General features: G+C 48.1%; 20 protein-coding genes and 2 riboswitches. Of the genes, 9 read left to right on the plus strand and 11 right to left on the minus strand.

Annotated features, from left to right (window positions below; translation table 11 throughout):
* The first annotated feature begins 43 nt into the window (after positions 1-43).
* Entirely contained in the window at positions 44-868 is an 825-nt protein-coding gene (locus tag ACDE64_RS04540) for a rhamnogalacturonan acetylesterase (protein ID WP_411349129.1), read from the plus strand.
* A 499-nt stretch (positions 869-1,367) separates the two neighbouring features.
* Positions 1,368-3,116: a methyl-accepting chemotaxis protein gene (locus ACDE64_RS04545; protein WP_411349130.1), complete on the plus strand. Its 1,749-nt coding sequence runs from the start codon at positions 1,368-1,370 to the stop codon at positions 3,114-3,116.
* A 264-nt stretch (positions 3,117-3,380) separates the two neighbouring features.
* Here the strand turns inward: ACDE64_RS04545 and ACDE64_RS04550 are convergent, their stop codons facing one another.
* From ACDE64_RS04550 to ACDE64_RS04565, 4 genes are all read right to left on the minus strand, one after another.
* Positions 3,381-3,533, minus strand: coding sequence for a DUF1540 domain-containing protein (locus ACDE64_RS04550; protein ID WP_411345305.1), 153 nt, complete (start codon positions 3,531-3,533; stop codon positions 3,381-3,383).
* Between the two features lie 320 nt (positions 3,534-3,853).
* Positions 3,854-4,690, minus strand: coding sequence for a 1,4-dihydroxy-6-naphthoate synthase (locus ACDE64_RS04555; protein ID WP_411349131.1), 837 nt, complete (start codon positions 4,688-4,690; stop codon positions 3,854-3,856).
* The gene (locus ACDE64_RS04560; protein WP_411345307.1) at positions 4,691-5,371 is read right to left on the minus strand and encodes a futalosine hydrolase; all 681 of its coding nucleotides are present in this window, start codon (positions 5,369-5,371) and stop codon (positions 4,691-4,693) included.
* Between the two features lie 180 nt (positions 5,372-5,551).
* Complete coding sequence (locus tag ACDE64_RS04565) at positions 5,552-7,120, minus strand: methyl-accepting chemotaxis protein (RefSeq protein WP_411349132.1); 1,569 nt, start codon at positions 7,118-7,120, stop codon at positions 5,552-5,554.
* Positions 7,121-7,654: 534 nt separating this feature from the next.
* Between ACDE64_RS04565 and fdhF the strand changes: the two genes are divergently transcribed.
* Positions 7,655-10,633, plus strand: a complete 2,979-nt coding sequence (gene fdhF / locus ACDE64_RS04570; RefSeq protein ID WP_411350229.1) for a formate dehydrogenase subunit alpha — start codon at positions 7,655-7,657, stop codon at positions 10,631-10,633.
* Positions 10,617-11,192, plus strand: coding sequence for a DUF1641 domain-containing protein (locus ACDE64_RS04575; protein ID WP_411345309.1), 576 nt, complete (start codon positions 10,617-10,619; stop codon positions 11,190-11,192). Before fdhF ends, ACDE64_RS04575 begins: the two co-directional genes overlap by 17 nt.
* Before the next feature lie 298 nt (positions 11,193-11,490).
* Here the strand turns inward: ACDE64_RS04575 and ACDE64_RS04580 are convergent, their stop codons facing one another.
* Both ACDE64_RS04580 and ACDE64_RS04585 read right to left on the minus strand, forming a co-directional pair.
* Positions 11,491-12,297 carry a transglutaminase-like domain-containing protein gene (locus tag ACDE64_RS04580; RefSeq protein ID WP_411345310.1) on the minus strand — a complete coding sequence of 269 codons (807 nt, stop codon included), beginning with the start codon at positions 12,295-12,297 and terminating at the stop codon, positions 11,491-11,493.
* Positions 12,298-12,311: 14 nt separating this feature from the next.
* Positions 12,312-12,401: riboswitch (cyclic di-GMP riboswitch) on the minus strand.
* A gap of 48 nt (positions 12,402-12,449) precedes the next feature.
* A riboswitch (cyclic di-GMP riboswitch) is annotated at positions 12,450-12,540 on the minus strand.
* A 173-nt stretch (positions 12,541-12,713) separates the two neighbouring features.
* Complete coding sequence (locus ACDE64_RS04585) at positions 12,714-13,358, minus strand: class D sortase (RefSeq protein WP_411345311.1); 645 nt, start codon at positions 13,356-13,358, stop codon at positions 12,714-12,716.
* Positions 13,359-13,783: 425 nt separating this feature from the next.
* On the opposite strand from ACDE64_RS04585, the gene ACDE64_RS04590 reads away from it, so the two are divergent.
* A complete protein-coding gene (locus tag ACDE64_RS04590; protein WP_411349133.1) occupies positions 13,784-15,154 on the plus strand; it encodes an alpha-L-fucosidase in 1,371 nt (456 codons plus the stop codon).
* 202 nt (positions 15,155-15,356) lie between these two features.
* Here ACDE64_RS04590 and ACDE64_RS04595 read toward each other — a convergent pair whose 3' ends face one another.
* Entirely contained in the window at positions 15,357-15,515 is a 159-nt protein-coding gene (locus tag ACDE64_RS04595) for a putative holin-like toxin (protein ID WP_411349134.1), read from the minus strand.
* A gap of 209 nt (positions 15,516-15,724) precedes the next feature.
* Positions 15,725-17,194, minus strand: a complete 1,470-nt coding sequence (locus ACDE64_RS04600) for a PLP-dependent aminotransferase family protein (RefSeq protein WP_411349135.1) — start codon at positions 17,192-17,194, stop codon at positions 15,725-15,727.
* A 168-nt stretch (positions 17,195-17,362) separates the two neighbouring features.
* On the opposite strand from ACDE64_RS04600, the gene ACDE64_RS04605 reads away from it, so the two are divergent.
* Together ACDE64_RS04605 and ACDE64_RS04610 are read left to right on the plus strand one after the other, a co-directional pair.
* Entirely contained in the window at positions 17,363-18,013 is a 651-nt protein-coding gene (locus tag ACDE64_RS04605) for a LysE/ArgO family amino acid transporter (RefSeq protein ID WP_411349136.1), read from the plus strand.
* Between the two features lie 28 nt (positions 18,014-18,041).
* Positions 18,042-18,254, plus strand: a complete 213-nt coding sequence (locus tag ACDE64_RS04610) for a hypothetical protein (RefSeq protein ID WP_411349137.1) — start codon at positions 18,042-18,044, stop codon at positions 18,252-18,254.
* Positions 18,255-18,441: 187 nt separating this feature from the next.
* Here ACDE64_RS04610 and ACDE64_RS04615 read toward each other — a convergent pair whose 3' ends face one another.
* The 3 genes from ACDE64_RS04615 to ACDE64_RS04625 all read right to left on the minus strand — a co-directional run bounded on the left by ACDE64_RS04615 (position 18,442) and on the right by ACDE64_RS04625 (position 21,404).
* Entirely contained in the window at positions 18,442-19,314 is an 873-nt protein-coding gene (locus ACDE64_RS04615) for a sugar phosphate isomerase/epimerase family protein (RefSeq protein ID WP_411349138.1), read from the minus strand.
* A 174-nt stretch (positions 19,315-19,488) separates the two neighbouring features.
* Positions 19,489-20,346, minus strand: a complete 858-nt coding sequence (locus ACDE64_RS04620; RefSeq protein WP_411349139.1) for a sugar phosphate isomerase/epimerase family protein — start codon at positions 20,344-20,346, stop codon at positions 19,489-19,491.
* Positions 20,343-21,404: a Gfo/Idh/MocA family protein gene (locus tag ACDE64_RS04625; RefSeq protein ID WP_411345318.1), complete on the minus strand. Its 1,062-nt coding sequence runs from the start codon at positions 21,402-21,404 to the stop codon at positions 20,343-20,345. The genes ACDE64_RS04620 and ACDE64_RS04625 overlap by 4 nt, the downstream gene beginning before the upstream one ends.
* Positions 21,405-21,695: 291 nt before the next feature.
* On the opposite strand from ACDE64_RS04625, the gene ACDE64_RS04630 reads away from it, so the two are divergent.
* Positions 21,696-22,568, plus strand: coding sequence for an AraC family transcriptional regulator (locus tag ACDE64_RS04630; RefSeq protein ID WP_411349140.1), 873 nt, complete (start codon positions 21,696-21,698; stop codon positions 22,566-22,568).
* Positions 22,569-22,729: 161 nt separating this feature from the next.
* Positions 22,730-22,951: a hypothetical protein gene (locus tag ACDE64_RS04635; protein WP_411345320.1), complete on the plus strand. Its 222-nt coding sequence runs from the start codon at positions 22,730-22,732 to the stop codon at positions 22,949-22,951.
* Positions 22,952-23,348: the final 397 nt, after the last annotated feature.

Genomic DNA, 23,348 nt, shown 5'->3' on the forward strand with positions numbered 1-23,348 from the left:
GTATGATCGGAGTACGTATTTTATTTACGAAAGAGGGACTGGATTGAACCGGATATCGTATCAACCTGCACGACGTTATATGCTGCTGCTTGTTGCTCTAGTATTGCTTGTTGGTTTGTGGATTGCTATGGAAGCTTCGGCAGACAAGCGCACTCCGCATGCACAGCCTGTTGTGTACATCGCTGGTGATTCGACCGTGCAGACGTATACATCGGATCAACAACCGCAGGCAGGTTGGGGACAGATGATCGGGCATTATTTTGATACGGGCATTGTGTTCAGCAATCATGCGATTAGCGGGCGCAGCACGCGTACGTTTATACAGCAGGGGCGGTTGGACGAGATAATGAATGAGATTCGACCGGGCGATTATTTGCTTATCCAGTTCGGACACAATGATGCTAATACTGCCAAGCCTGATCGATATACACCAGTCAACGAGTATGGTCGGCTGCTGCGTGATTATGTAGAACGTGCACGTCAGAATGGAGCAACACCGGTGCTCATTACGCCGATGGGTACACGGGATTATAATGCGCAGGCAGGTGGATTCACGATTAGCTTTCCGCAATATGTGGAGAAGATGAAGCAAGTCGCTGCCGATACCGATACACCGCTGGTCGATCTGAGCACAAGTAGTGTTGCGTATTACAACCAGTTGGGTGAAGACGCTACGAAAAAGCTATTTTTGTACGCTGAACCCGGACAATATCCGGCTTTCCCGAATGGCGCACAAGACAATATTCATTTTCAAAATAAAGGTGCTGATCAGATGGCGCGTCTGGTCGCTCAAGGAATACAGCAACTCAGTATCCCACTCGCCAACCATATCCAATCTAGCACGCTGCATGTTGATTCTACGAACTGAAGTTGACATGTTCATATCCAACGCTAAATGTTGAACGTGCAACAACCTTTCACCCTAACAAATGGCAATGATCCTGCATGATCATTTTGCTTCAGCAATCATAATCTATAACCGCCGCATATCCGCGTACATGTACCGGATTCGGCGGTTATTTTTGTATAGGTGCACATCGACTACCTGCACAATATTCATCTATTCTACATCCAAAACACATCATTCCCTATAAACTTCATATTCATTAATATACGCGCACAAACTAGTTTTTATCCGAATTATAACAATGAATTCTACTCTCCAAGCCAACTTACTTATTATCCTAATAAACCATAAAAAATAAGCAGTTTTGACCGATATAGTTACAGAGTGATTCCTAATATGAAAAGGATAACGAATCTATACACATAATTCCTGTGACAATCATGATTGGCGTATCGCTCATGTATTGGTGTCGTAGAGCAATGAACAGTATGGATTCGTTAATGATCTGGGAGGATGTAGGGTGAAATTATTCAAAATTAACAACTGGAGCCTGACTGTGAAAATGCTAATTCCAGTCATGATTGTCATACTGGCGCTGATCATCTTTTCCGTATTGTCATTGCGCAATCTGGAGACGATGGGCAAGCAGTTGACTAGCTCCCTGTATGATCGAGCGTACAAAATCAGTTACCTCGTACTGAATGCCGACCGTGATTATTATCAGGCAATGGTGGCAGAGACGCTGCTGACAGATCTACAAAATGAGCAGCAAATCAAGCTGCAAACGGACAATTACAACGATAACGTCCAACAGGCATATGATCGTATTCAACAAGCACGCGCTATTATGGAGCAGGATCATGATGCATTTGCGGCTTACAAAGACGCAGATACTGGGAAAAATGTGTTTGAACTGCTGGACGGGTTCAATGAGAATTTTAACACTTGGAAACAGGAATTTGATGTGGATCAACGCCGATTTAGCAACTCTGCCAATTCGGATGTGAAATTCGCTGCTGCACGTGATAATCTAGAACGTCTGGAAGCTCTGATTGATACGTACAGTCAGGATTCCATCGGTAAAGCTGCCACACTGACCAGTCATATGACATTGCTAACGTACATTCAGTTAGGTGTGATGCTGCTGATCTCACTGCTGATCATTTACTTTATTATGCGCAATGTTAGAAAGAGAACGAAAGACACATTGGAGCTGATCGAACGTACCAAACAGTTTGACCTGACGTATGCCGGTCATTTGACTCCCTATTTGACCCAAAAAGACGAATTTGCTGTGATCATCCAAGCGCTGGGTGAAGCACGCAAAGAATTCAGAATGATGTTTGGGAAAGTGATTGATGAGAGTGGTAATTTGCAAGGCATCATTCGTACGGTAGAAGAGCGGATGAATACGTTGGAAGGCAGTATGCACGATATTTCCTCTACGACTCAGCAGTTATCCGCTGGTATGGAAGAAACAGCTGCTTCTGCTGAAGAGATGAATGCGACGTCTAACGAGATCGAATCGGCTGTCCATTCTGTAGCTGACAAAGCGCAGGACGGTGCTAGAGCTGCCGAGCAATTGACCACGCGTGCTCACGAATTAAATCGCCAGTTCCGTACTTCATACGAGAAGAGTACAGCGACGTATCAAGTTGCCAGTGATAGCCTGGTACAAGCACTGGAAGAATCCAAATCAGTACAGCAGATCAATTCGTTGGTTTCATCGATTATCGATATCGCTTCTCAGACTAATCTGTTGTCGCTGAATGCAAGTATTGAAGCGGCACGTGCAGGAGATGCTGGTCGTGGATTTGCCGTTGTAGCTAGCGAGATTAGCAAGCTTGCCGATGATTCCAAGCTGGCTGCTGATCAGATTAACAGCATTACCGGCACCGTAATTCGTTCCGTCGATAATCTGTCGCAGAACTCCAATCATCTGCTGGAATTGTTCCGCACTGATATTCGTAGCGATTATGAAATGATGCTTAGTTCGGCAGAACAATATGCGAGCAGTGCGCAGGAGATCGACGATATTGCCAGCGACCTAAGTGCCACGTCCGAACAATTGCTGGCATCCGTTGAGAATGTCGTCAAAACGATCCAAGAGATTTCTATCGCTGCCAACGAAGGTGCGGAAGGAACAGGTCTGATCGCGGAGAAAGCGGACGATATTGTTCAACAGGCTGCCCATGTTAGTGAGCAGATGCAGGTATCCAAGCAAGGCGTAGAAGACCTCGCAGGCTCCGTATCCAAATTCAAGCTGTAAATATCTAGTGATTGATTATCTTTCTCAGAGGCTGCCATTCTTCACGGAAATGGCAGCCTTTTGTATATAAAATATAGGTAGAACCTTGCTGGAATAGCCTTTGTATATGTAATTTTAGTGAGGAAGAGAGCAGGTTCTCAATCTTTTCTCAACAAATTTGTGAAAACCTATTGATAATAATAATCATTGCTGATAGAATATAAAAAGAAAGAAGGAACTCGGCAAAGTCCCTTCTTCCAGTAAAGCTATTGAGTTAAGTAATGCTTATTTCTTTTCAAATGTTTGACAATCTGTTTCTTGAGTTTCTGTTGTTTCTTGTTGAGCGTGGCTCACTACAAAGATTGTTTCAGCAGTACATTTATTCTGTTCTGCCCAGTGAGTACAGCTGTTTACTTCACACAGTACGCCTTGTGCCATGATAGTTCACCTCCGTTGTTATAATGGATGTACATTTAAGAAGTCCCTTCGGCAAAAGGGGCTATTTTGCGTTGATGAAGAATGCTTCATCAGCAACACCAGTATACATCATATATAGCCCATTTGGCAAACCATTTTACCACTTTGAGCAGAAGTTGTCACAAACATATAGCCCCGATTGTCCAATAAATGGCGATCGGGGCTTTTTGCTGTACTTTTTCAGAGGGAAATATTCACTTGTATCGGCTATAAAGCAGTTGTAGCGCTGCTATCTGCTATCACATTGGTATAGAGATATGAATACAGTACGGTAAGAATCCTTATTTGCGCAGCAAACTCAGATCAAATTGTGGCACTAATCCTTCACGGGCAGCCCGTCCCAGTAGCGCTTCGATCGCATTGTAACCATCTTCACCGAGATCGCGGGTGAACTCGTTAACATACAGATCAATATGCGAATCTGCTACATCCGGGTCCATCTCCTGTGCATGCTCCATGACATAAGGGCGCGACTGCTGTGGATGTTGCCATGCGTATTCTACCGAAGCACGCGTCCATTCCGCAATTTGTGCGGTATCCAGCGAACGATGAGCAATGATTGCACCAAGTGGAATCGGTAGCCCGGTATCTTGTTCCCACCAGCTACCCATATCTTGTAACAACGTCAGACCATAGTTCTGATACGTGAACCGGGCTTCGTGAATAACGAGTCCAGCGTCGATGTGACCGTCGCGAACGGCAGGCATGATCTGGTCAAATGGCATTACGACCACTTCGCCAATGCCGCCTGGTACATTTTGCGCTGCCCATAGGCGGAACAGTAAGTAAGCGGTCGAACGCTCGCTTGGCACAGCTACTTTTTTGCCGGACAATGCGGCTGCATCATTCGCTTCGGGGTTGTTGGTCAGCACAAGTGGTCCACAGCCGCGACCGAGTGCGCCACCACAAGGGATGAGTGCATAATTGTCTAATACCCATGGTAGAGCGGCGTAGGAGATTTTCATGACTTCTGGTCCTTCGCCAGCCGCTGCCCAGTTATTCGTAATATCAATATCTGCATACGATACATTGAGTTCCGGTGCGCCTGCGACCAGACCGTGCACCCATGCGTGAAATACAAACGTGTCATTCGGACACGGGGAAAACGCGATATTCATTTACAGCACCTCCGCTAAAATACGGCTTGCCTGCGTTAACGATTGCAGCGCAGCCGGGATGTTCCAACTGTCACGATCACGCGGACCGACAGCATTTGAAATGGCGCGTAGCTCCAGCACGGGCAGTTGAAATGCCTGTGCTGCCATAGCTACGCTAAAGCCTTCCATACCTTCACAGGCAGCATTCGGAATACGTTGCAGCAATGCTGCCGTGCTAGCAGCTGAGCCGGTTGTCGTGGATACGGTTAGCGCCGAACCGATATGCACCGAGAGCCCTGAGGAGGTAAGCGCCGTCGCCAGTGTAGCATTGTATGCTGCATCACTGGTCAACACCGATTGTCCAAATCCCAGCTCATCGACGGAGATGAAGCCCTGTTCCGCCGTTTCCGAACCAAGGTCGGCAGCGATGATCTGATCTGCCAGTACGATGGAGCCGATGGAAGCGTGTGGAGCAAAGCCGCCGCCGATTCCTGCGCTAATCACCAGATTGTACGTTTGACCTGTCAGTGATAGTGTTGTCGCAACAGCTGCCGCCGCTGGACCGACACCGGCTGCTTTGACGGTAATACGTGACGCTGCTTCTGCTGGAATACCGCGACGAATCGCTTCGCATTCCGCTTCCACTGCCGCCATGATCAATATATGGTTGTTCCGTGAATGATCCGGATGGGGAGTGTTCATGCCTGATTGCCTCCTTGTTCATGCCCGCCTTGCGACAAGCCCATCCTTTAACGTTACTCCTAATAAAACACAAAGTAAAGCCTCTGCGGCTACAGAAATGAACGGTAGCGACAGAGGCTATAGGTCGGATCGGTATTGCTTTGGTCTGGAGTGCTATTGCGTTGGATTGTTATCGTTTTCTTATTCTGCGCGCAGCTGTTCAATGACACGCTGTAATCCGTCGGACGCTTCATTTAGCGTATGAGCAACAGTCATATTTTCCTGATTGACGGCATGTTGTCGTGTGGCGAGCTGGCGTGCGTCTTTGCAATTGGTCGTAAATTTGCCTGCGATCTCGGCGATGCGTTCGACAGCACCTACGACCTGTGTGGAGGTGGAAGACATTGCCTGACTGGATTGTAAAATATGCTGTACACCGGCGTCCACATCAGCAGCATGCCCCCAAATTTTCTCCAACGATTGCTTGGTGCTGCGGGTCGTTTCCATACTGGTATCGAGGCGGCTAGTTACCTGATCCATGGAGCTGGCAGATTTCTCGGTATCGGTAGTCATTTCGGACAGGAATGAGGTGATCTGAGTCGCGGAATCGCTGGATAGATGAGCAAGCTTCTGAATCTCCTGTGCTACGATCGCGAAGCCTCGTCCTGCTTCACCGGCACGTGCCGATTCGATAGACGCATTCAAGGCGAGCATCTGGGTCTGGGAAGCAATTTCTTGAATGAAGCTGGTGATTTTGGAAATGTTTTGCGAGCGCTCTTCCAGTAGACGGATATATTGACGGGATTGTCCGATTGCTTCACGTAGCGCGGTCATATCCTGATTCATTTGCTCCAGATTGCGGTTGCTGAGTTCGGCAAAATTAGCGGTTTCGGTAGAGCGGGTGGAGACCATAGAGGTCGTTTGAATGATGCTGTCGATCTGCTGATTGGTCTGATTCATCGCATTCATCGTCAGCGTTGTCTGATCGGTTTGCAAGGAGGCACCGTAACATACGCCATCGATCTGTACATTCATTTCTTCACTATGACGAGCAGCTGCGGTAGAACTGTCCTTTAACTCACCGGAGCTGTGGGCGATGCGGCTGGATACGTCATGTAGACGTTGAACGATGGAGTCGATAATGCGGCGGCGTTCCTGCTGTTTCTCCAGTCGTGTTTTGGTACGGTAGCGCTGACTGGTGATAATCTGGACACTGACGGCAATAGACGTACAAATGAGGAAAAAGGCGTGTACGATCAGCATTTCTAGCGAGTAGCTATCCGTGCCGAAAATAAAACGTGGAAAAGAGAAAAAGCCGATTAGATGCTGTACAGCGAACAAGATGGTGGCAAGTGACAGCAGCTTGATACTTTCATAGAAGCATAGAATGGCGATGACCATGAAGATAGAGAAGTGAAAGACGGCATCGCCCTGACCGCCGGAGATCATGGACATGCTGCTAAATACGAGCGAGAGCGTATTGAGCACAGCGACTTTGAAATCGGAAGGCTTGCGAGCGTACATCCAATAAGCGAGTACGAGTAGGACCGCCGGCACCAGCAGCAGGAAGTTTAACCAATCCGAGCTGCCATGTACCGGCATGGTCCCCGTCATTCCAGGCATATCGCTCATCGAATGCTGCATCCCCGCAAAGATTTGTAACTGACGGGCAAGAAAATGAACCAGCAGTGAAACGATAAATACACTGGCTGAAATGTATAGCATGATTTTATTTTTCTGTGCACTCATTTGATTTTTCTGTGTAGTCATGTGGTACTCCCCCTGAACATACATAATCAATCATCGGGACGAAACGACGGAGCGGCAATGTCGGCTGCGACCTTCATTCCGTTACTTGGACGCAGTCTGCTGTTACCTATATCGGCACGGTTGACCGAATTTTTTTAGCTTATTCATTTAATTTTTCATAAAAATACATAATTAGGAATTTGGGATTTGATAATCGACATCGGTCGACAGGATTCGCTTTGTTGCTCAGTAGATAAGGCTATGTTTGGGATGGTGAGTGTTTATCAGTACAGATCATGAACGTCTATTACAGATTGCAAGAGTCGATTCTGAGCGTCCATTCATAGAAAGAATCAAGCAGAACTACTTGATATAAACAATATGTAAAAAAATAAATATCAAATATAGCCAACTAAAATGCTTAAATTTTAAATGTAAGGGTAATAGATGATCAAAAAGCTCTCTGTCGTAAGTTGGGCAGTCTATCGTTGTGTCTTGAATATGAAATGTAAAATCATTCGAGAAAGCTTCCGCTGAGGTGAACATCCAATGAAAATGCAATCCAATGAACCTATCGTAATTCACGTAGACGGTCAGTCTGTCGTAGCGCAGCCGGGCATGACGATCGTGCAGGCAGTGAATACGGCGCCCGATCTGTACATTCCGCAAATTTGCTACAACGAGCAATTGGGACCGATCAACACATGCGATACCTGCATGGTTGAAGTGCAGGGCGAGCTAGTACGCGCATGTAGCACACCCGTAACACCGGGTATGCGCATTACTCTTCAAACAGATCTGGTCAAAGACGCACAGCAAGAGTCGATGTCCCGTATTCTGCGGAATCATGAATTGTACTGTACCGTTTGTGACAACAATAACGGCAACTGTATCGTGCATAATACGACCGAGAAGCTGGGCATTGAACACCAGACCTATCCGTTCCGCAACAAGCCGTATGAAGTGGACAATACGAATCCTTTTTACCGGTATGACCCGGATCAATGTATTCTGTGTGGTCGTTGTGTAGAAGCATGTCAGGATTTGCAGGTGAATGAGACGCTATCGATTGATTGGAGTCGTGAACAGCCGCGTGTCGTCTGGGATGATGATGTGCCAGTGGATCAGTCTTCCTGTGTATCGTGCGGACATTGTGTCACCGTATGTCCATGTAATGCGTTGATGGAAACGTCGATGCTGGGTGAAGCGGGCTTCATGACCAATATCGATAACAGTCTGATGGAGCCGCTGATCGATCTGACAAAAGCGGTTGAGCCAGGCTATTCCAGTATCTTTCAGATTTCTGAGATGGAAGCGGCAATGCGTCATTCTCGTATCGAAAAGACCAAAACGGTCTGCACGTATTGTGGTGTAGGATGTAGCTTTGACATTTGGACAAAAGATCGCGAGATTCTGAAGATCGAGCCGTCTGTAGATGCGCCGGTGAACGGTATTTCCACTTGCATCAAAGGCAAATGGGGCTGGGATTTTGTGAATAGCGAGGAACGATTGACCCAGCCGCTAATTCGTCAAGGTGACCGGTTTGTGGAAGCGAGCTGGGACGAAGCGCTAGCACTAATCGCGGAGAAGCTGGGCGGGATCAAAGAACAGCATGGCTCCGATGCACTGGCGTATATCGCTTCATCCAAATGCTCGAATGAAGAAAATTACATTTTCCAAAAATTCGCCCGTTCCATTATGGGTACGAACAATGTGGATAACTGCTCCCGTTATTGCCAATCCCCGGCAACATCCGGTCTGATGAGAACGGTTGGCATGGGTGGCGATAGCGGTACGATCAAGGATATTCAACAGGCAGAGCTGGTTATGATCGTCGGTGCCAATCCGGCAGAATCGCATCCCGTCTTGGCGACACGAGTCAAACGCGCGCACAAGCTGCACGGGCAAAAGCTGATCGTCTCCGATATCCGCAAGAATGAAATGGCAGAACGTGCCGACCTGCATCTGCATCCAAAACCAAGCTCGGATCTCGTCTGGCTGTCCGCAGTAACGAAGTACATCATCGATCAAGGCTGGGAGCATCGCGAGTTTCTGGATCAGCATGTGGAAGGCTTTGACCAGTTCCGCGATTCGCTGTCTATGTATACGCTGGACTATGCTGAGGAGCATGCCGGTCTGTCACGCGAAGAGATCATTCGTACGGCTGAGATGATTCATCAAGCAGACACCGTATGCATATTGTGGGCGATGGGCGTGACTCAGCATCGTGGCGGTACAGATACATCGACTGCGATCTGTAATCTGCTGCTGACGACGGGTAATTTTTCCCGTCCAGGTACAGGTGCCTATCCACTGCGCGGACACAACAACGTACAGGGCGCTTGCGATTTCGGTACGATGCCGAACTTCTTCCCCGGTTATGAAAAGGTATCGGACGACGATGTGCGTCATCGGTATGAGCAAGCATGGGGTGTGACCTTGCCATCCGAGCCGGGCATGGATAATCACCAGATGGTCGACGGCATCAAAGACGGCAAAATCAAAGGCATGTATCTGTTCGGTGAGGAAATGGCGTTTGTCGATTCCAATTCGAACTTTGTGGAAGAGATGTTTGAGCAGCTCGACTTCTTCGTCGTACAGGATATTTTCTTTTCTCATACAGCACAGTATGCCGATGTGGTGTTACCAGCATCGCCAAGTCTGGAAAAAGAAGGCACCTTTACGAATACCGAGCGCCGGATTCAGCGCTTCCATCAAGTGTTGGAGCCACTAGGTAACTCCCGTCCAGACTGGGTGATCATTCAGGATGTAGCGAATGCACTGGGCGCAAACTGGAGCTACAGCCATCCATCCGAGATTATGGAAGAAGCTGCCAGTCTGGCACCGATCTTCGCAGGTGTTAGCTATGAACGTCTGGAAGGCTGGAACAGTCAGGTGTGGCCAGTGAAGCCAGATGGCAGCAGTACGGAATTGCTGTATACCGATGGTTTTGCATTCCCGAATGGCAAAGCACGACTGTTCCCGGTGGATTGGACAGAGCCGCTGGAATCAGAAGCAGAATACGATCTGCATCTGAACAATGGACGTTTGCTGGAGCATTTCCATGAAGGCAATATGACGTATCAGTCTGCCAATATTCGCCACAAAGTTCCGTCTACATGGCTAGAAGTATCACCAGATCTGGCGGCAGAGCGCGGGATAGAAACAGGTGCCAGCGTTCGTCTCCTGTCCCCATATGGTCAGGCGAAATTGTCAGTTGTCGTTACAGATCGGGTAAAAGGCAAGGAACTGTATTTGCCAATGAATACTCAGCATGCTAGCGAAGCGGTCAATCGACTGACAAGCAGTCATACGGATCATGTCACCCATACGCCAAGCTACAAAGAGGTTCGTGTGAAAATGGAAGTGCTGGAAGATCGCGGCGTATCTCCACTACCATCTGTCAATCACCGCTTTGCGACACGTCATCCACAGGTGAGTGTACGAGTGGAAGAGAAATGGAGACGCGAGGACTACGAGCCGATAGCCGATACAATACGGAGGGAGCGTGCTCAGTATGGCCAGAGCCATTAACAAGATCGAACGACATGTACCGACCGAAGCAGAATTACAGGCAGAATCGCTAACCCAGATCATCGGGGCAATCGCTGACAACAAGGAAGCAATTCTCAAAACGGTCGATATTGTCAAAGAACTGAACGAAGCCGGTGTACTGGATATTGCCAGTGCTGCGCTCAAGAATCGTACCGAGGTTGGGATTCACGGCGTTAAGCTGATCAATGCGCTCAATGTGCCACCACTGCTGCGCAATTTATTTACACTCACCGAAATGGTTGGAAGTATCGATCCAATCGAGATGAATCGTTTGTTATCAGCACTCGGTAACGGTCTGGAGCATATTAGCGAGATCGATCCGACGAACAAGCAGTATGGTGATCATTTTGATAAGGAACCGCCGGGTATGCTGGGATTGCTGAAGACGATGCGTGATCCTGATGTGCGCACGACGCTGGCATTTGGACTGCATTTTCTGAAGGCGATGGGCAGCGAGCTGAACAAACCGAAGCCAGCGGAGGAAGAAGTCATTCCGAATCCATCTGGCAAAGAGCATAAGACAAATATGGAAGTATAATAAGGAAAAAGACGCCTGTCTCGACATGAGATAAGGCGCCTTTTTCCTTTGCTGAAATCTGTTTACGAAGTATAAGGGGCATTCATTGTATCTGAAGGAGTAATCTATTGGGAAGAATACTCTATCCGAACTCTATCTGAAGCATCACTTACTCTATCTTAACAATTACTTACTCTAAAGTATGACAGCTACTTAGCATTGGGTAGAGAAGTACGTCATTTCGATCTGCAAACAACTATTTGCATGGTGTGAACAGAATATGATGAAAGCCATAATCGGTATATGGTGAACCGGATGATTAGTATACTTTAGCAGCTGTATATTGTGCGCTGTCTGTAGTCAGCGTTGTTTTTTTGCCGCCTTGTTTCATGCTGGCATCAACTGTTGTATCGATAGTCGACCATTTGCCATTCAGGAATACTTCGTTCCATGCATGGTATTCTTTGACGCGTGTTGTTGTACCCATTATCAGTTTGGCAGGGATACCAACGCTACGCAGCATTGCTGCATTCAGCGAAGCATAGTCATAGCAGATGCCTTTGTTTGAAGCTAATGTTCTGTCCGGGCTAGGAATATAGACAGTTGGCAATGCGCTGGCAAATGCATAATCGTATTTTACGTTAGATGTAATGTAGTCGTAGATTGCTTGTGCTTTTTGAGTATCGGTAGTTGCATTGGCAGTCAGCTGCTGTGCTTTGGCGATGACAGCGGCGCTATCTTTCCAATTGACGTTTTGAGTAGAAGCGAGGTAGACAGAATTTTGATCAGCCAAATCCAATTGCAGCGAATCTGTGCCAACTTTCTTATAGTTGTTACCGGAAGTATTTTCCAGTAACGTTACTTCGTATGTGCCGTTGCCTAGTTGCAGTGGGAACGAAGCAGCGCTAACGGTATTGAGATCGTAAGTGTAAGTGGTGTCGTTTTTGCTGATCATGACTTTGGTGCGGGCGGTGTTATCCGGTGCATAGTTGACCGCGATATAACCGCTATTTAGGTTGGATGTATCGAGCCAGTTGGCATCGGTAGTAGCAGCGAAGGTGGAGACGGGTGCAACAGCTAGCAAGGTAGTAATAGCTGCGAGGCAGGTGAGGGCGAATGTTTTCATGGTTTAAAACCCCTTTCGGTAGCTGGCTGCCAACCCGAATTCTGACCGGGGGAGGCCCTTTAGCTTTGCGTCACTATCTTTCGATAGTTTTGCCATTATCGTCTAAGTTTTATATTAATTGGTAATAAGAAGAGACAAAAAAAGCTATTTCATTCGGTAACTGGCTGCCAACCCGGATGAAGATATGGGTAAGGCCCTTTAGTTTTGCGTCCCTGCTTTTCAACAGGTTTGCCCTTATCGTGCAACAGCTTGGTTACGTACGCGACAAGTTATTTAGTTAGGTATAAGTGTATGGAAGTGATGAAACAGTAAAGTTACTGGATTACCATAATTAAATGATAGCACGCCCTATATTTTTCGCAATCAAAAAACGACAAAGTACGCGAAATGAATAAATACAGGGCGAGGAAATGTGTCTAACTTTGCAAATCGGTACGGTGAGCGTGGACGATCAGGCGGTGGGTGGGGTTGATCAGCGGATCGCAGGTCACAAGGGTCAGCTCTTGTTCTTTGCCATTGCTGTTCAATACCGCAACATCGGTTGGTTCGACAATCTGAATGTTGTCGACGGTGTAGTGATACGTCTTGCCTTTGGCTTCAATCTGAATGGTATCGCCGTTCTTCACTTCGTTTAAACGGTTGAAGAGACGACCATATTTATGCGCGCGGTGCGCGGCAACGGCAAAATTGCCGATTTCTCCAAGCTGATTCGTTTCGGAAATGTGGACAGCTGCACTGCGCATATTGTCGCGAGTGGCGCCTTCGATAACCGGCAGCTTTACATCGATAACCGGAATTGTAATAATCCCGATAATATCACCCTCTGATGCTGCTGGTAGGGGGTCATTACTACTATTATCGGCAGACGCTCCTTCATTTAGTAGAGCATTTACGTAAGAATATTCTTTTTTTAATTTGCCGTCATTTGTGCTTGCCGTTTCGCTTTGTTCCGCTGCTGTCAACAAACGTTCTTGCTGCCAGTCAGCATACCATTCACTTGCTTTGGGGTATAGAAGCACGGCAATGCCGAGCAGGATAAGTACATAGGACCACTTTTTCATAGGTCATTTTCCGCCTTTCAAGTAGCACTTTCGCTTGATTATTGAAGAGTAAGAGGTACATTAGATGCGCCTCTGTCCTTATTATTAAAGCCATCTGACCAGATTTATTCAAATATTGCGCAAATAAATTTGAATTATTTTCCATAAAAATAAGTTTCAAGGAGTATGTATATGCAAATTAGAAATGGTAAGTCATTGCACAACATATCCAAAGAAGCACTTAGAGTATATCAGATGCAGAAATGGAATGACATCTGCCGAACGTATCGAAAATAAGCACCTAGTTATGCAGAAAATCTACTGCATGGCAGGTTCTTCATCGCGAAAGCATGCTATACTTTATTAAACAATATAATGTTATGTTGTATTGAATTTCAGGCTGTATTTGTCGTGTATTACATATTTCATGAAATGGAGTGAAGGGTATGGTCACACAAGCGATACATTCCTCTACGATACGACCGGAATGGCAATGGTTCACGGATAGTCGGTATGGATTGTTTATTCATTTTGGTCCGTATGCGCAAATCGGACGCGGGGAGCAAGTACTATTCCGCGAGCATCTGGATCAGCAGGAATATGCTGATCTGGCGTGTGCATGGAATCCAGAGCACTTTGACGCTGCGTTATGGGCGCGGACAGCCAAACAGGCGGGGATGAAATATGCTTGTTTGACGACTCGTCATCATGACGGCTTCTGTTTGTGGGATTCGAAGTATACCGATTACTCTACTGCTGCGCAAAGCTGCGGTCGGGATCTGGTCAAGGAGTTTGTAGAGGCATTCCGGACGGAAGGGCTGCGAGTCGGTCTGTATTATTCATGGATGGATTGGCGCATCCCTGCGTTCTTCGATGGACCGGACAAAGACCCGCAGGGCTGGGCGGAGATGAAAACCTATATGCACAATCAGGTGGAAGAACTGCTGACTGAGTACGGCGTAATCGACCACTTCTTCTTCGATGGGGTGTGGCCAAGAACAGCGGAAGAACTAGGTAGTGTGGAGTTGGTGAAGAGGATGAAGGAGCTACAGCCGCATATTCTAGTCAATAATCGTCTCGGTCCATCCGAAGGGACGAAAACGTATGCTGACGGCGGAGCAGGTGCAGGCGATTCGGACGTGTTAGGTGACTTTGGCACACCGGAGCATCAGATTATCGCTGATCCCAATCGACTATGGGAATCGAATCAGGTGACGACGTGGCGGTTATGGGGCTATACAAAAGGCGAACGCTGGCGTCCAGCGGATGTATTGCTGGATCTGCTGTGTGAATGTGCAGAGAAGGGGGGCAATCGTGGCGGTAATCTGCTGCTCAATGTTGGTCCACAGCCAGATGGTCAGTTGCCGCCGGAGTTTGTGGAGCGGGCGCTGGAGATCGGGAAATGGCTAGATGTGCATGGTGAAGCGATCTATGGCTCGGATGGTGGCAATGTGACGGAATTTATTTCACGGGGACGACAGACGACGAGCGGCAATCATCTGTATCTGATCATTCGCTTCTGGGACGGGGAGCCGGTACTACGGTTGGCTGATCTGGTGACGCCAGTGAAGCGTGCGACGCTGTTAACGACCGGGCAGGAGTTGAAAGTTGAACAGCAGGAGGATGTGTTGTGGATCAAAGGATTGCCGAAGGAAAGCCCGAGTCGATTGTTTCCAGTGATTCGGCTGGAATGCGATGGTGTGCCGGAAGGGAATGTATGGGGCAAACAGCGATTGTGGGAAGGCGATCCGACGAGGATTGCGGATTGGGCGAGGTCGCGTGGGACGTCGGTATATGTGGATGGGAAAAGGAAATAGTGAATTTGTGACGTAAATACATTATTTTTATTAGTGAATCGTTTAAAAAGTATTCAAAACCAGTTTCGGTTGATGTATACTGTGGTTAGAAAGAAACAAGGAGCCGTGCTAGTAACACGACTCCTTGGTACAATCACTGCGTAAAGAGCAGCCGGCTTTTATTTAGGATAGACGAATAGACCGTATCCCTGGACCGGGCGGTCTATTTCTTTTTCATGTAGGTAAGAAGCGCCAGAATGAACATGCCGAATAACAGCATCAAACTGAGAGTATCTTTGACCTCCATGGGCTTCACCTCCCTTCGTGGGGAGATTAGCCGACCGCCCTTGTCGCCGTAAATTGTACTCTGGTAGTATAGCATGAAATGAATAATAATAGCGCAAAAAAGTTTTGGTATAATTTCAACATGAACATGAACATGAACATGAACATGAACATGAACATGAACATGAACATGAACATGAACATGAACATGAACATGAACATGAACATGAACATGAACATGAACGGATTAGATCGTTGCCAGTACTTTGTTGGTGATGGTCTGATCCGTTTTTTTGTACATCCCATTTACGATTCATTCACACGTAACAATTGATCTACCAATCGGCGCAATCTGTTCAGACTATAGTCCAATTGCTCCATCGTCGCATACGCATACGACAAGCGAATATGATGAGCAGACTGGCGGTCGTAAATATAGCCGGGATTGATCAGAATGCCTTCTTTGAGCAAAAGATGGAACAGACGATGCACCGATATATGAGTAGGCAGTTCCAGCCAAATATAAAAGCCGCCGGACGGCACGCTCCATTGAGCCAGATCGCCAAAATAACGTTCCAGCAGCGATAACAACCGCGTTCGCCGTACACGCAACTCAGCGCGCAGCCATTCACAATGCTGCTGATGATAACCGTCAGCGAACCAGCGGGTGGCGACATATTGGGACAAGCCGCTGGAGCCGTAATCGGTTTGCATTTTGATATCTGCCAGTCGTTGGATGACTGGTTCGGGAGCAATGATCCAGCCGACGCGGATACCGGGGGTCATCATTTTGGATAGGCTACCGAGGTAGAGAATATTGCCGTCGGTGTCCTTTGCCTTGAGTGGTGGTGGGGACAGCTCGTCCAGCCATAACTCACGGTATACATCGTCTTCGATTAACGGCAAGGACTGATTGCGGCACAGCTCTAGCAATTCGCTACGGCGTGCAGGCGACATGACGATTCCCGTCGGGTTGTGAAAGGTGGGGATCGTGTATAGGAGTCCCGGTTGGTGCTGAGTAATCTGCTGTTGCAGCGATGTCAGTTGAATGCCCTGATCGTCCATCTCGATGCCATGCACACGAATGCCTGCCGATTGAAAGACGCGTACGGACTGAATATACGATGGTGCTTCCGCCACAATCGACGATGGACGTGCCAGCAAACCGACGGCGATGAGCTGTAAGGCTTGCAATGCGCCAGATACGATCAGCACCGATTCTGGACTACATGCAATACCCATGTCAGCGGCATGAATAGCAATTTGCTGACGTAGGGCAAGACTGCCTCTTGGTTCTTCATAACCGAGAAACAGTTGCTCGTCAGCATGGTTCAGAATCTGCTTGATAGCTGTCATCGGCAGCAGTTCTGGTCCGGGTTCACCTGTGCCGGTGCGAATCATATCGGTCTGGTATTCGGCTTCGTTGATCTGACGAATCGCTGGTAAATTGGGCTGATGCGCACCTGCTTCTACATAACTGCTCCAGTCGATAGCATTGGCGGCAAGCATATTCCATGTGCTATTGACGACATGCGTACCACCGCCCTTATTACCAGCGACGATGCCGTAGGATGCCAGTTCTTCGAGCGCCTGCGTGACGGTACTGCGATTGACGCCAAACTGCTCTGCCAGCTTGCGCTGGGACGGCAGCCGCGTACCGACTGGCCATTCGCCGCTGCTGATTTTGTGGCGCAATTGCTGTTCAATTTGGCGATGAATCGGCACCGAGTGCTCACGATCTAGTTGCCACGGTTGCGGCGATTGTGGTGAAGACATGATGAGTTCCTCCGTAAATGAAGCTGATTTGGAACCATTATAGCAAAAGAAACAGATGAGATGAGCACTATGCTATACATTTGGCTGGTGTATGGAAAATGAGTTTGGCTGTTTGCATGAGATACACTCCTTGCTACACTTGGATTTGTGTACAAGGGGGATGATGATATGGCTGGTGTGATGATACATGCGTTTGTTTTGGCGCTGGGATTGATTTTGCCGCTTGGGGTGCAGAATGTGTTTATTTTTCAGCAGGGGATGGTGCAGCGCAGATTATGGAGCGTATTGCCCGTCGTGGTTACTGCCGGATTGTGCGATACGCTGCTCATTGGTCTGGCGGTCGGTGGTGTATCGGTGCTGGTGTTCGGCTTGCCGGGAGTGAAGCTGATACTGATGAGCGCCGGGGTATTGTTTTTGATCTATATGGGCGCTGTAACGTGGAAAAGCGCATCGTCTGTACAGCCGACCGTAGGCGGTGATTCGGTGGATTCTCCGACATCGTTGACGGCGCGCAAGCAGGTGGCGTTTGCGTTATCTGTTTCGCTACTCAATCCACATGCTTTGCTGGATACGATCGGTGTGATCGGTACAAGTTCGTTGCAATATGAGCATGGAGCAAAATGGGTGTTTGCGTTGACTTGTATCGGTGTGTCGTGGTTGTGGTTTGGATTGCTAGCGATTGCGGGGATGACAGTTGGCAGATGGGATGAAGAGGGGCGTTGGTTTCGCGTGTTAAATCGGTGCTCGGCGCTGTTGATCTGGGGCATTGCAGTGTATTTGCTCCTAAGTGTGTGGCAGGAGATTCAGTTTTTACTTTGACTGGACTATAGAGGAATCCTATATATAATTGCAACGAACGACGAACGACGAACGACGAACGACGAACGACGAACGACGAACGACGAACGACGAACGACGAACGACGAACGACGAACGACGAACGACGAACGACGAACGACGAACGACGAACGACGAACGACGAACGACGAACGTCTATAAGATCAAACTAATAAAAAGGCAGAATGCTGGAATGAGCGCAGTGTTCTGCCTTTTTGTATAAAGCATATTATGGTTACAATGTTCTCGCACGTACTATAATTCGATGACAATCATTTCGATGGAATGATCATCTGCACCTAATAGCTAATGCGATTCCTGCCATATAGATACCGATGCAGATATATTAAAATCTATGTGCTGAAAGTCCAATTCTTTAGCCGTCAGACTTAAAATGTGCGCGTGCGCTGTTAAACCTTCGCCTTAAATCCTTTAATAAACTCCACCGCTTTACGGATATCCTGCTCCGGTTGGCTACCGACTTCGCGTTCAATCGTCAGATAGCCGGTGTAGCCGATGTCCTGTAACGCTGCGAAATATGCCTTGAAATCAACGTTTCCTTCGCCCAGCGCCACTTCCTTAAATCCAACACTACCATCTTCAAAAGCAGCAATCTGCTCATGACTCAGATCACCATACACGTCATGCGGATTCACTTCCGCCGTGCGAATGCCGTCCTTCACATGGGTATGCACGATGTAGTCGCGCAGCGTATACACGCCTTGCACCGGATCATCGCCGGTGACCATCACCATGTTGGCAGGATCGAAGTTGACGGCGACGCCTTTGTTATCCAGCGAATCGAGAAATTGCTTCAATCGTGTCGCTGGTTCCGGTCCCGTTTCGATGGCAAAATAACCGCCCATGGACGAAGCGAACGAAGCGAGTTCGTTACACGCGCTTTGCATGATGGCATATTCCGGGTGACTGGTATCTTCGGGAATGATGCCGATATGTGTGGTGACGATGGGTGTACCGAGTTCCAGCGCGAGCGTCATAATCTTTTTGGATTTTTCTACTTTCCATACATTATCTGTCTCGCGGCGGAAGCCGTGTCCGCCGAAATCGGCGCACAATGCGGACACTTCCAGTCCCAACCCTTGTAAATATTCCTTGAGATCACGGCGGCGGTCGATGCCCAGATTGTCCGGGTCCATTATGCCTTCGGTTGCCCAGATTTGTACGCCGTCTGCACCGACTTCAAGCGATTTTAATAAATTGTCGCGCAGTTCCAGTTTAAAAGCATCGGCGATCACACCGATTTTGCCTAGTTCGGTTGTCATATCGTCACGTCCTTTTTGGAAAATATCGTGAGCATACTTGAGTGTGTATCCATACATATTCGTAGATATTCAATGGACGATTATCCATGTCACGAATGGAATCAACGTATCTAGTCGCTACTTCGATGTAGCTAATATTGCGATGTGCTCCGTTTCGCTACATGGAAGTATCCGTTAAACGGCATCCCAGATACGGCGTACATTGTCCAGTCCAACTTTCGCGCCGATCAGGCAATCTTCCATGCCTTCAAATTCCACTGACAGGTAGCCGTCGTAACCGGAAGCTTTGACAATTCGCAGAATCTCCCACATATCCAGATCGCCCTGCCCGATAATCGCGCCGCGCAGATACGTTCCGCTAGTGCTTGTAAACCAGCCTGCACCCGGATTCCGATCTGCCGGACGCAGGTAAAAGTCTTTGATATGCACCATTGAAGCAAAGGGCAGATTTTTCTGCACGGCAGCGACCGGATTCTCGTCGGCACACACAAAGTTGCCGACATCCAGCGTTGTTTTGTAATTGTCGCGGTTGACTGCTTGAACTAGCGTCTGTACGCGGTCGGCATGCTGGATCAGGTAGCCGTGGTTCTCGACGCTGGTGGTGATGCCATACGTGGCAGCGTGCTCAGCGATGCGGCGACAGGCGTTGGCAAGCTTCTCCAGATGAGTATTGAAGTTGGCAATCGATACATTCGGCGAAGAGGCGACATCGTGGCGCATCAGCTTGACGCCCAGCTGGGCAGCGATATCCACTTCACGGATGACGCGCTGGATTTCCTGCTCGTATGCTTCCTCGCTATCTGTCAGAAAATTAGCGCCAATCGCATAATTGGACAACTCTATGCCGCGTTGCTTGGCATGTTCCACAATCTGGTCAATCCATTCCGGGTTATCCGTCAAGCTGTAGCTGAGCGGTACAATCTCGACATGCTCTGCGCCGTGTTCGGCAGCGTAATCGATCACATCCAGCACGGTCATGTCGCCGCTGGATAGTTTGCCGTGCAGGCTGTACGTACTGAGTCCAAGCTTCATAGAATCACCTCCCGACCGAGCTTCGCTGATTCGTACACCGCAGTTAGCATGCGCATCATATGCACGCCGTCTTCCACCGGACTAATCGGCTGGCTGCCAGTCTGAATACAGTGGATAAAGTGACGAATTTCGTTGTCAAACGCACCTTCAAAATGGAACCCGGCATGATCCGTTTGCGGCTGGATATTCAGCACGGTGTTGTATTTTTCGGTAGTGATGGAGATGGCTGGATCCACTTCAAAGCCGCCTTTGCTGCCGTATAGCTTGATCTGCCCTTCATTTTCACGGGCGTGCAGACTGAAGCTGACATCGACGAGCAGGGAAGCCCCATTTTTGAAACGGATCATGACGTTTGCCATATCTTCCACATCGTTCTTGGTGGCGTCGTAATCGGCGGCTTTGTAATGGGACAGGTGTTGGATGTGAGCGCGGTTACCCAATTCGTAATATGTATTGCCACTGACGGATACGGGTTCCGGGCGACCCATCAAATACCAGCACAGGTCGATCACGTGTACGCCGATATCGATCAACGGGCCGCCGCCCGAGCGTTCGATATCGCTAAACCAGCCACCCGGATTGCCGAAGCGGCGGATATACGATGCCTTGGCATAATAAATGTCGCCAAAATCGCCTTGTTCGCTAAAATGCTTGAGCATTTGCGCATTGTTGTCATACCGACGGACAAAACCGACCATCAGCGTTTTGCCAGATTCGCGGACGGCGGCTTGAATCTGCTCTGCTTCTTCCACCGTGCGACAGAGCGGCTTTTCAACGAGTACGTGCTTGCCCGCCTTCAATGCGGCGATGCTGATCTCGGCGTGCGTATTGTTCCATGTACAGATACTGACGGCATCAATCTCTGGATCAGCGAGCAGCTCGTTATAATCGCTGTACGCTTTGGCACCTTCATATTGGGAAGCGACAGCGCGTGCGCGTTCTTCATTTTTATCGCAAACGCCGAGGATGGTTACGTCTTCATGGTTGTGATACGGCTTCAAATGAAACTCCGAAATACTGCCTGTTCCGATAACGCCAATACCGATGGTGGTTTTCATAGCAATCGTCCTTTCCGGGTAGGTGAGTATATAGCTGATTTGCAACGATTATATAATTTCGGGAAAGAGGGAGCATGAATGGAAATGCGGTTTGTTTGAACTATTGTGCTGTTAGGAGAGGTGAGATGCGGTATAGTAGAAGTGTGGTGAGATGCTGGGATGTACTCCAAACATGATGAACACATGAGCGAACAGCATATTGCGCAACTGTGTGGAGGAAGGCATATTTGAAACACATAGAATACATACTTGCATCGTCGTGAATCATCTAAGTCTTCAGGGGGTGTGTTTATGAATTGGCCGGTGGATTTGCAGGAGCCGATGAGTATGCCTGATCCTTCGTTTCCGATTAAGGTGAATTTTTGTGGATCGCGGGAGTATGGGCAGGTGATGTTTCCGCATCATTGGCATCGGCATATGGAATTTTTGTATGTGGAAAGTGGGGAAGCGATGATTGAGTGCAATGCGGAGCCGGTGCATGTACGTGCTGGGGATCTCATTGTGCTGAATGGTAATGATCTGCATCAGGGGACAAGCTTGTCGAATCAGCTGGTGTATTATGCGTTGATCGCGGATTTGCAATCGCTGCAAAGTCCGTCACAGGACGCGGTAGAGACGCGTTTTATTACGCCGATGACGCAGAATCGGCTGCTATTTCGTACACATATTCGCGGGGATGGCGAGTTACAGCGCTGTATGGAGGATATTATCGACGAGTTTCGCAATCGCCGGGTAGGGCATGAATTGTCGGTCAAATCGTATATGTATCGGCTGTTGACGCTACTTGTGCGTGGATATGTAGCGGACGTGTCCAACTGGAAGCATAACGAGAATCGGATGCGCAATCTGGAGCGGTTTACGCCGATTTTGCAGCATATTGAGCAGTGTTATGCGGATGAAATGACGATTGAACAGCTGGCGGGCATGGCAGGGCTGAGTCGGTTTCATTTTAGCCGATTATTTCATGAATTGACTGGGCGCACTGTCACTGAATATATTAATCGGGTAAGGATCAATCGGGCGGAGTATCTGCTGATTAATACCGGGATGACGGTATCGGAAGTGGCGATGGCGGCAGGGTATAACGACATCTCATATTTTAGCCGCACCTTCAAAAAATACCGGGATGTTGCGCCTTCGGAAATTCGGGAGCTGTTGATGTGATGTTTGAATAGTGTAATGTAAGAACGATAACGTACTGCATATAACGAGCAGTTACAGAGCAGGTGTAAAGTAGTGATCTATCATGGATATGTTATCATTTGAATAATTGTGCTGCTTTTTGCAAGTATATATTTCAGATTTGAAGGAGAGACGACAGGCATATGTTAAATGTATTCATCTGGGCAGGCTTTATTTTGCTTGCGCTTGCGGTGATTTTGAGCAGTTCTTGGTTTGGCGGCGGGTATGTACGTAGCGAGGATGAAGCAGTTATTGAAGCACGAAGATTGCAGAAAAAGCAGCGTATGAAATGGGCGCTGCGCTGTATCGGTTTGTCGGTGCTGGCATTCGTGCTGGCGCTCATCGTTTACAATTTGCCACTATAAAATAGACAAAAGCAAGCGTTGACAGAATCTGGGGACGCGGTTATGATGTTGACATTCAAGTGCTGCAACAGCGGCATCACCATTACTTTTGAGGAACAGGAGGACGCAGGAGATGATGTACTATACGTATTTGCCAGAGCAACCGTCGAATTCACATCATGATGAACGCAGCCCGCAGCGAAATTTGCGCACGGTCGAACGTTCTTATTTTCCGGAACATATACCCGGATCGCTCACCCCTATACGTACATGTACAGACTCATCATCCTTACCGGACCTCCATATCGAACTGCCCAGCAGGCGGTAACTTACTCATTGGTCTGACGCTATGTATCGCAGTGACATGATCTACATGTCATTCTGGTAACAATAGCAGCAGGCAAATTAGCAATTGGGA

The sequence above is a fragment of the Paenibacillus sp. WLX2291 genome (assembly GCF_046603665.1).
Taxonomy (GTDB): Bacteria; Bacillota; Bacilli; order Paenibacillales; family Paenibacillaceae; genus Saccharibacillus.

Bases quoted from the DNA above. Each gene is read 5' to 3' on its own strand.
- ACDE64_RS04630 (WP_411349140.1), top strand. From the start codon at position 21,696: ATGAATTGGCCGGTGGATTTGCAGGAGCCGATGAGTATGCCTGATCCT.
- ACDE64_RS04585 (WP_411345311.1), bottom strand. From the start codon at position 13,358: ATGAAAAAGTGGTCCTATGTACTTATCCTGCTCGGCATTGCCGTGCTT.
- ACDE64_RS04615 (WP_411349138.1), bottom strand. From the start codon at position 19,314: ATGACAACCGAACTAGGCAAAATCGGTGTGATCGCCGATGCTTTTAAA.
- ACDE64_RS04565 (WP_411349132.1), bottom strand. From the start codon at position 7,120: ATGACTACACAGAAAAATCAAATGAGTGCACAGAAAAATAAAATCATG.
- ACDE64_RS04595 (WP_411349134.1), bottom strand. From the start codon at position 15,515: ATGCTATACTACCAGAGTACAATTTACGGCGACAAGGGCGGTCGGCTA.
- ACDE64_RS04605 (WP_411349136.1), top strand. From the start codon at position 17,363: ATGGCTGGTGTGATGATACATGCGTTTGTTTTGGCGCTGGGATTGATT.
- ACDE64_RS04575 (WP_411345309.1), top strand. From the start codon at position 10,617: ATGGCCAGAGCCATTAACAAGATCGAACGACATGTACCGACCGAAGCA.
- ACDE64_RS04550 (WP_411345305.1), bottom strand. From the start codon at position 3,533: ATGGCACAAGGCGTACTGTGTGAAGTAAACAGCTGTACTCACTGGGCA.
- ACDE64_RS04560 (WP_411345307.1), bottom strand. From the start codon at position 5,371: ATGAACACTCCCCATCCGGATCATTCACGGAACAACCATATATTGATC.
- ACDE64_RS04580 (WP_411345310.1), bottom strand. From the start codon at position 12,297: ATGAAAACATTCGCCCTCACCTGCCTCGCAGCTATTACTACCTTGCTA.
- ACDE64_RS04600 (WP_411349135.1), bottom strand. From the start codon at position 17,194: ATGTCTTCACCACAATCGCCGCAACCGTGGCAACTAGATCGTGAGCAC.
- ACDE64_RS04590 (WP_411349133.1), top strand. From the start codon at position 13,784: ATGGTCACACAAGCGATACATTCCTCTACGATACGACCGGAATGGCAA.
- ACDE64_RS04625 (WP_411345318.1), bottom strand. From the start codon at position 21,404: ATGAAAACCACCATCGGTATTGGCGTTATCGGAACAGGCAGTATTTCG.
- ACDE64_RS04635 (WP_411345320.1), top strand. From the start codon at position 22,730: ATGTTAAATGTATTCATCTGGGCAGGCTTTATTTTGCTTGCGCTTGCG.
- ACDE64_RS04620 (WP_411349139.1), bottom strand. From the start codon at position 20,346: ATGAAGCTTGGACTCAGTACGTACAGCCTGCACGGCAAACTATCCAGC.
- fdhF (WP_411350229.1), top strand. From the start codon at position 7,655: ATGCAATCCAATGAACCTATCGTAATTCACGTAGACGGTCAGTCTGTC.
- ACDE64_RS04555 (WP_411349131.1), bottom strand. From the start codon at position 4,690: ATGAATATCGCGTTTTCCCCGTGTCCGAATGACACGTTTGTATTTCAC.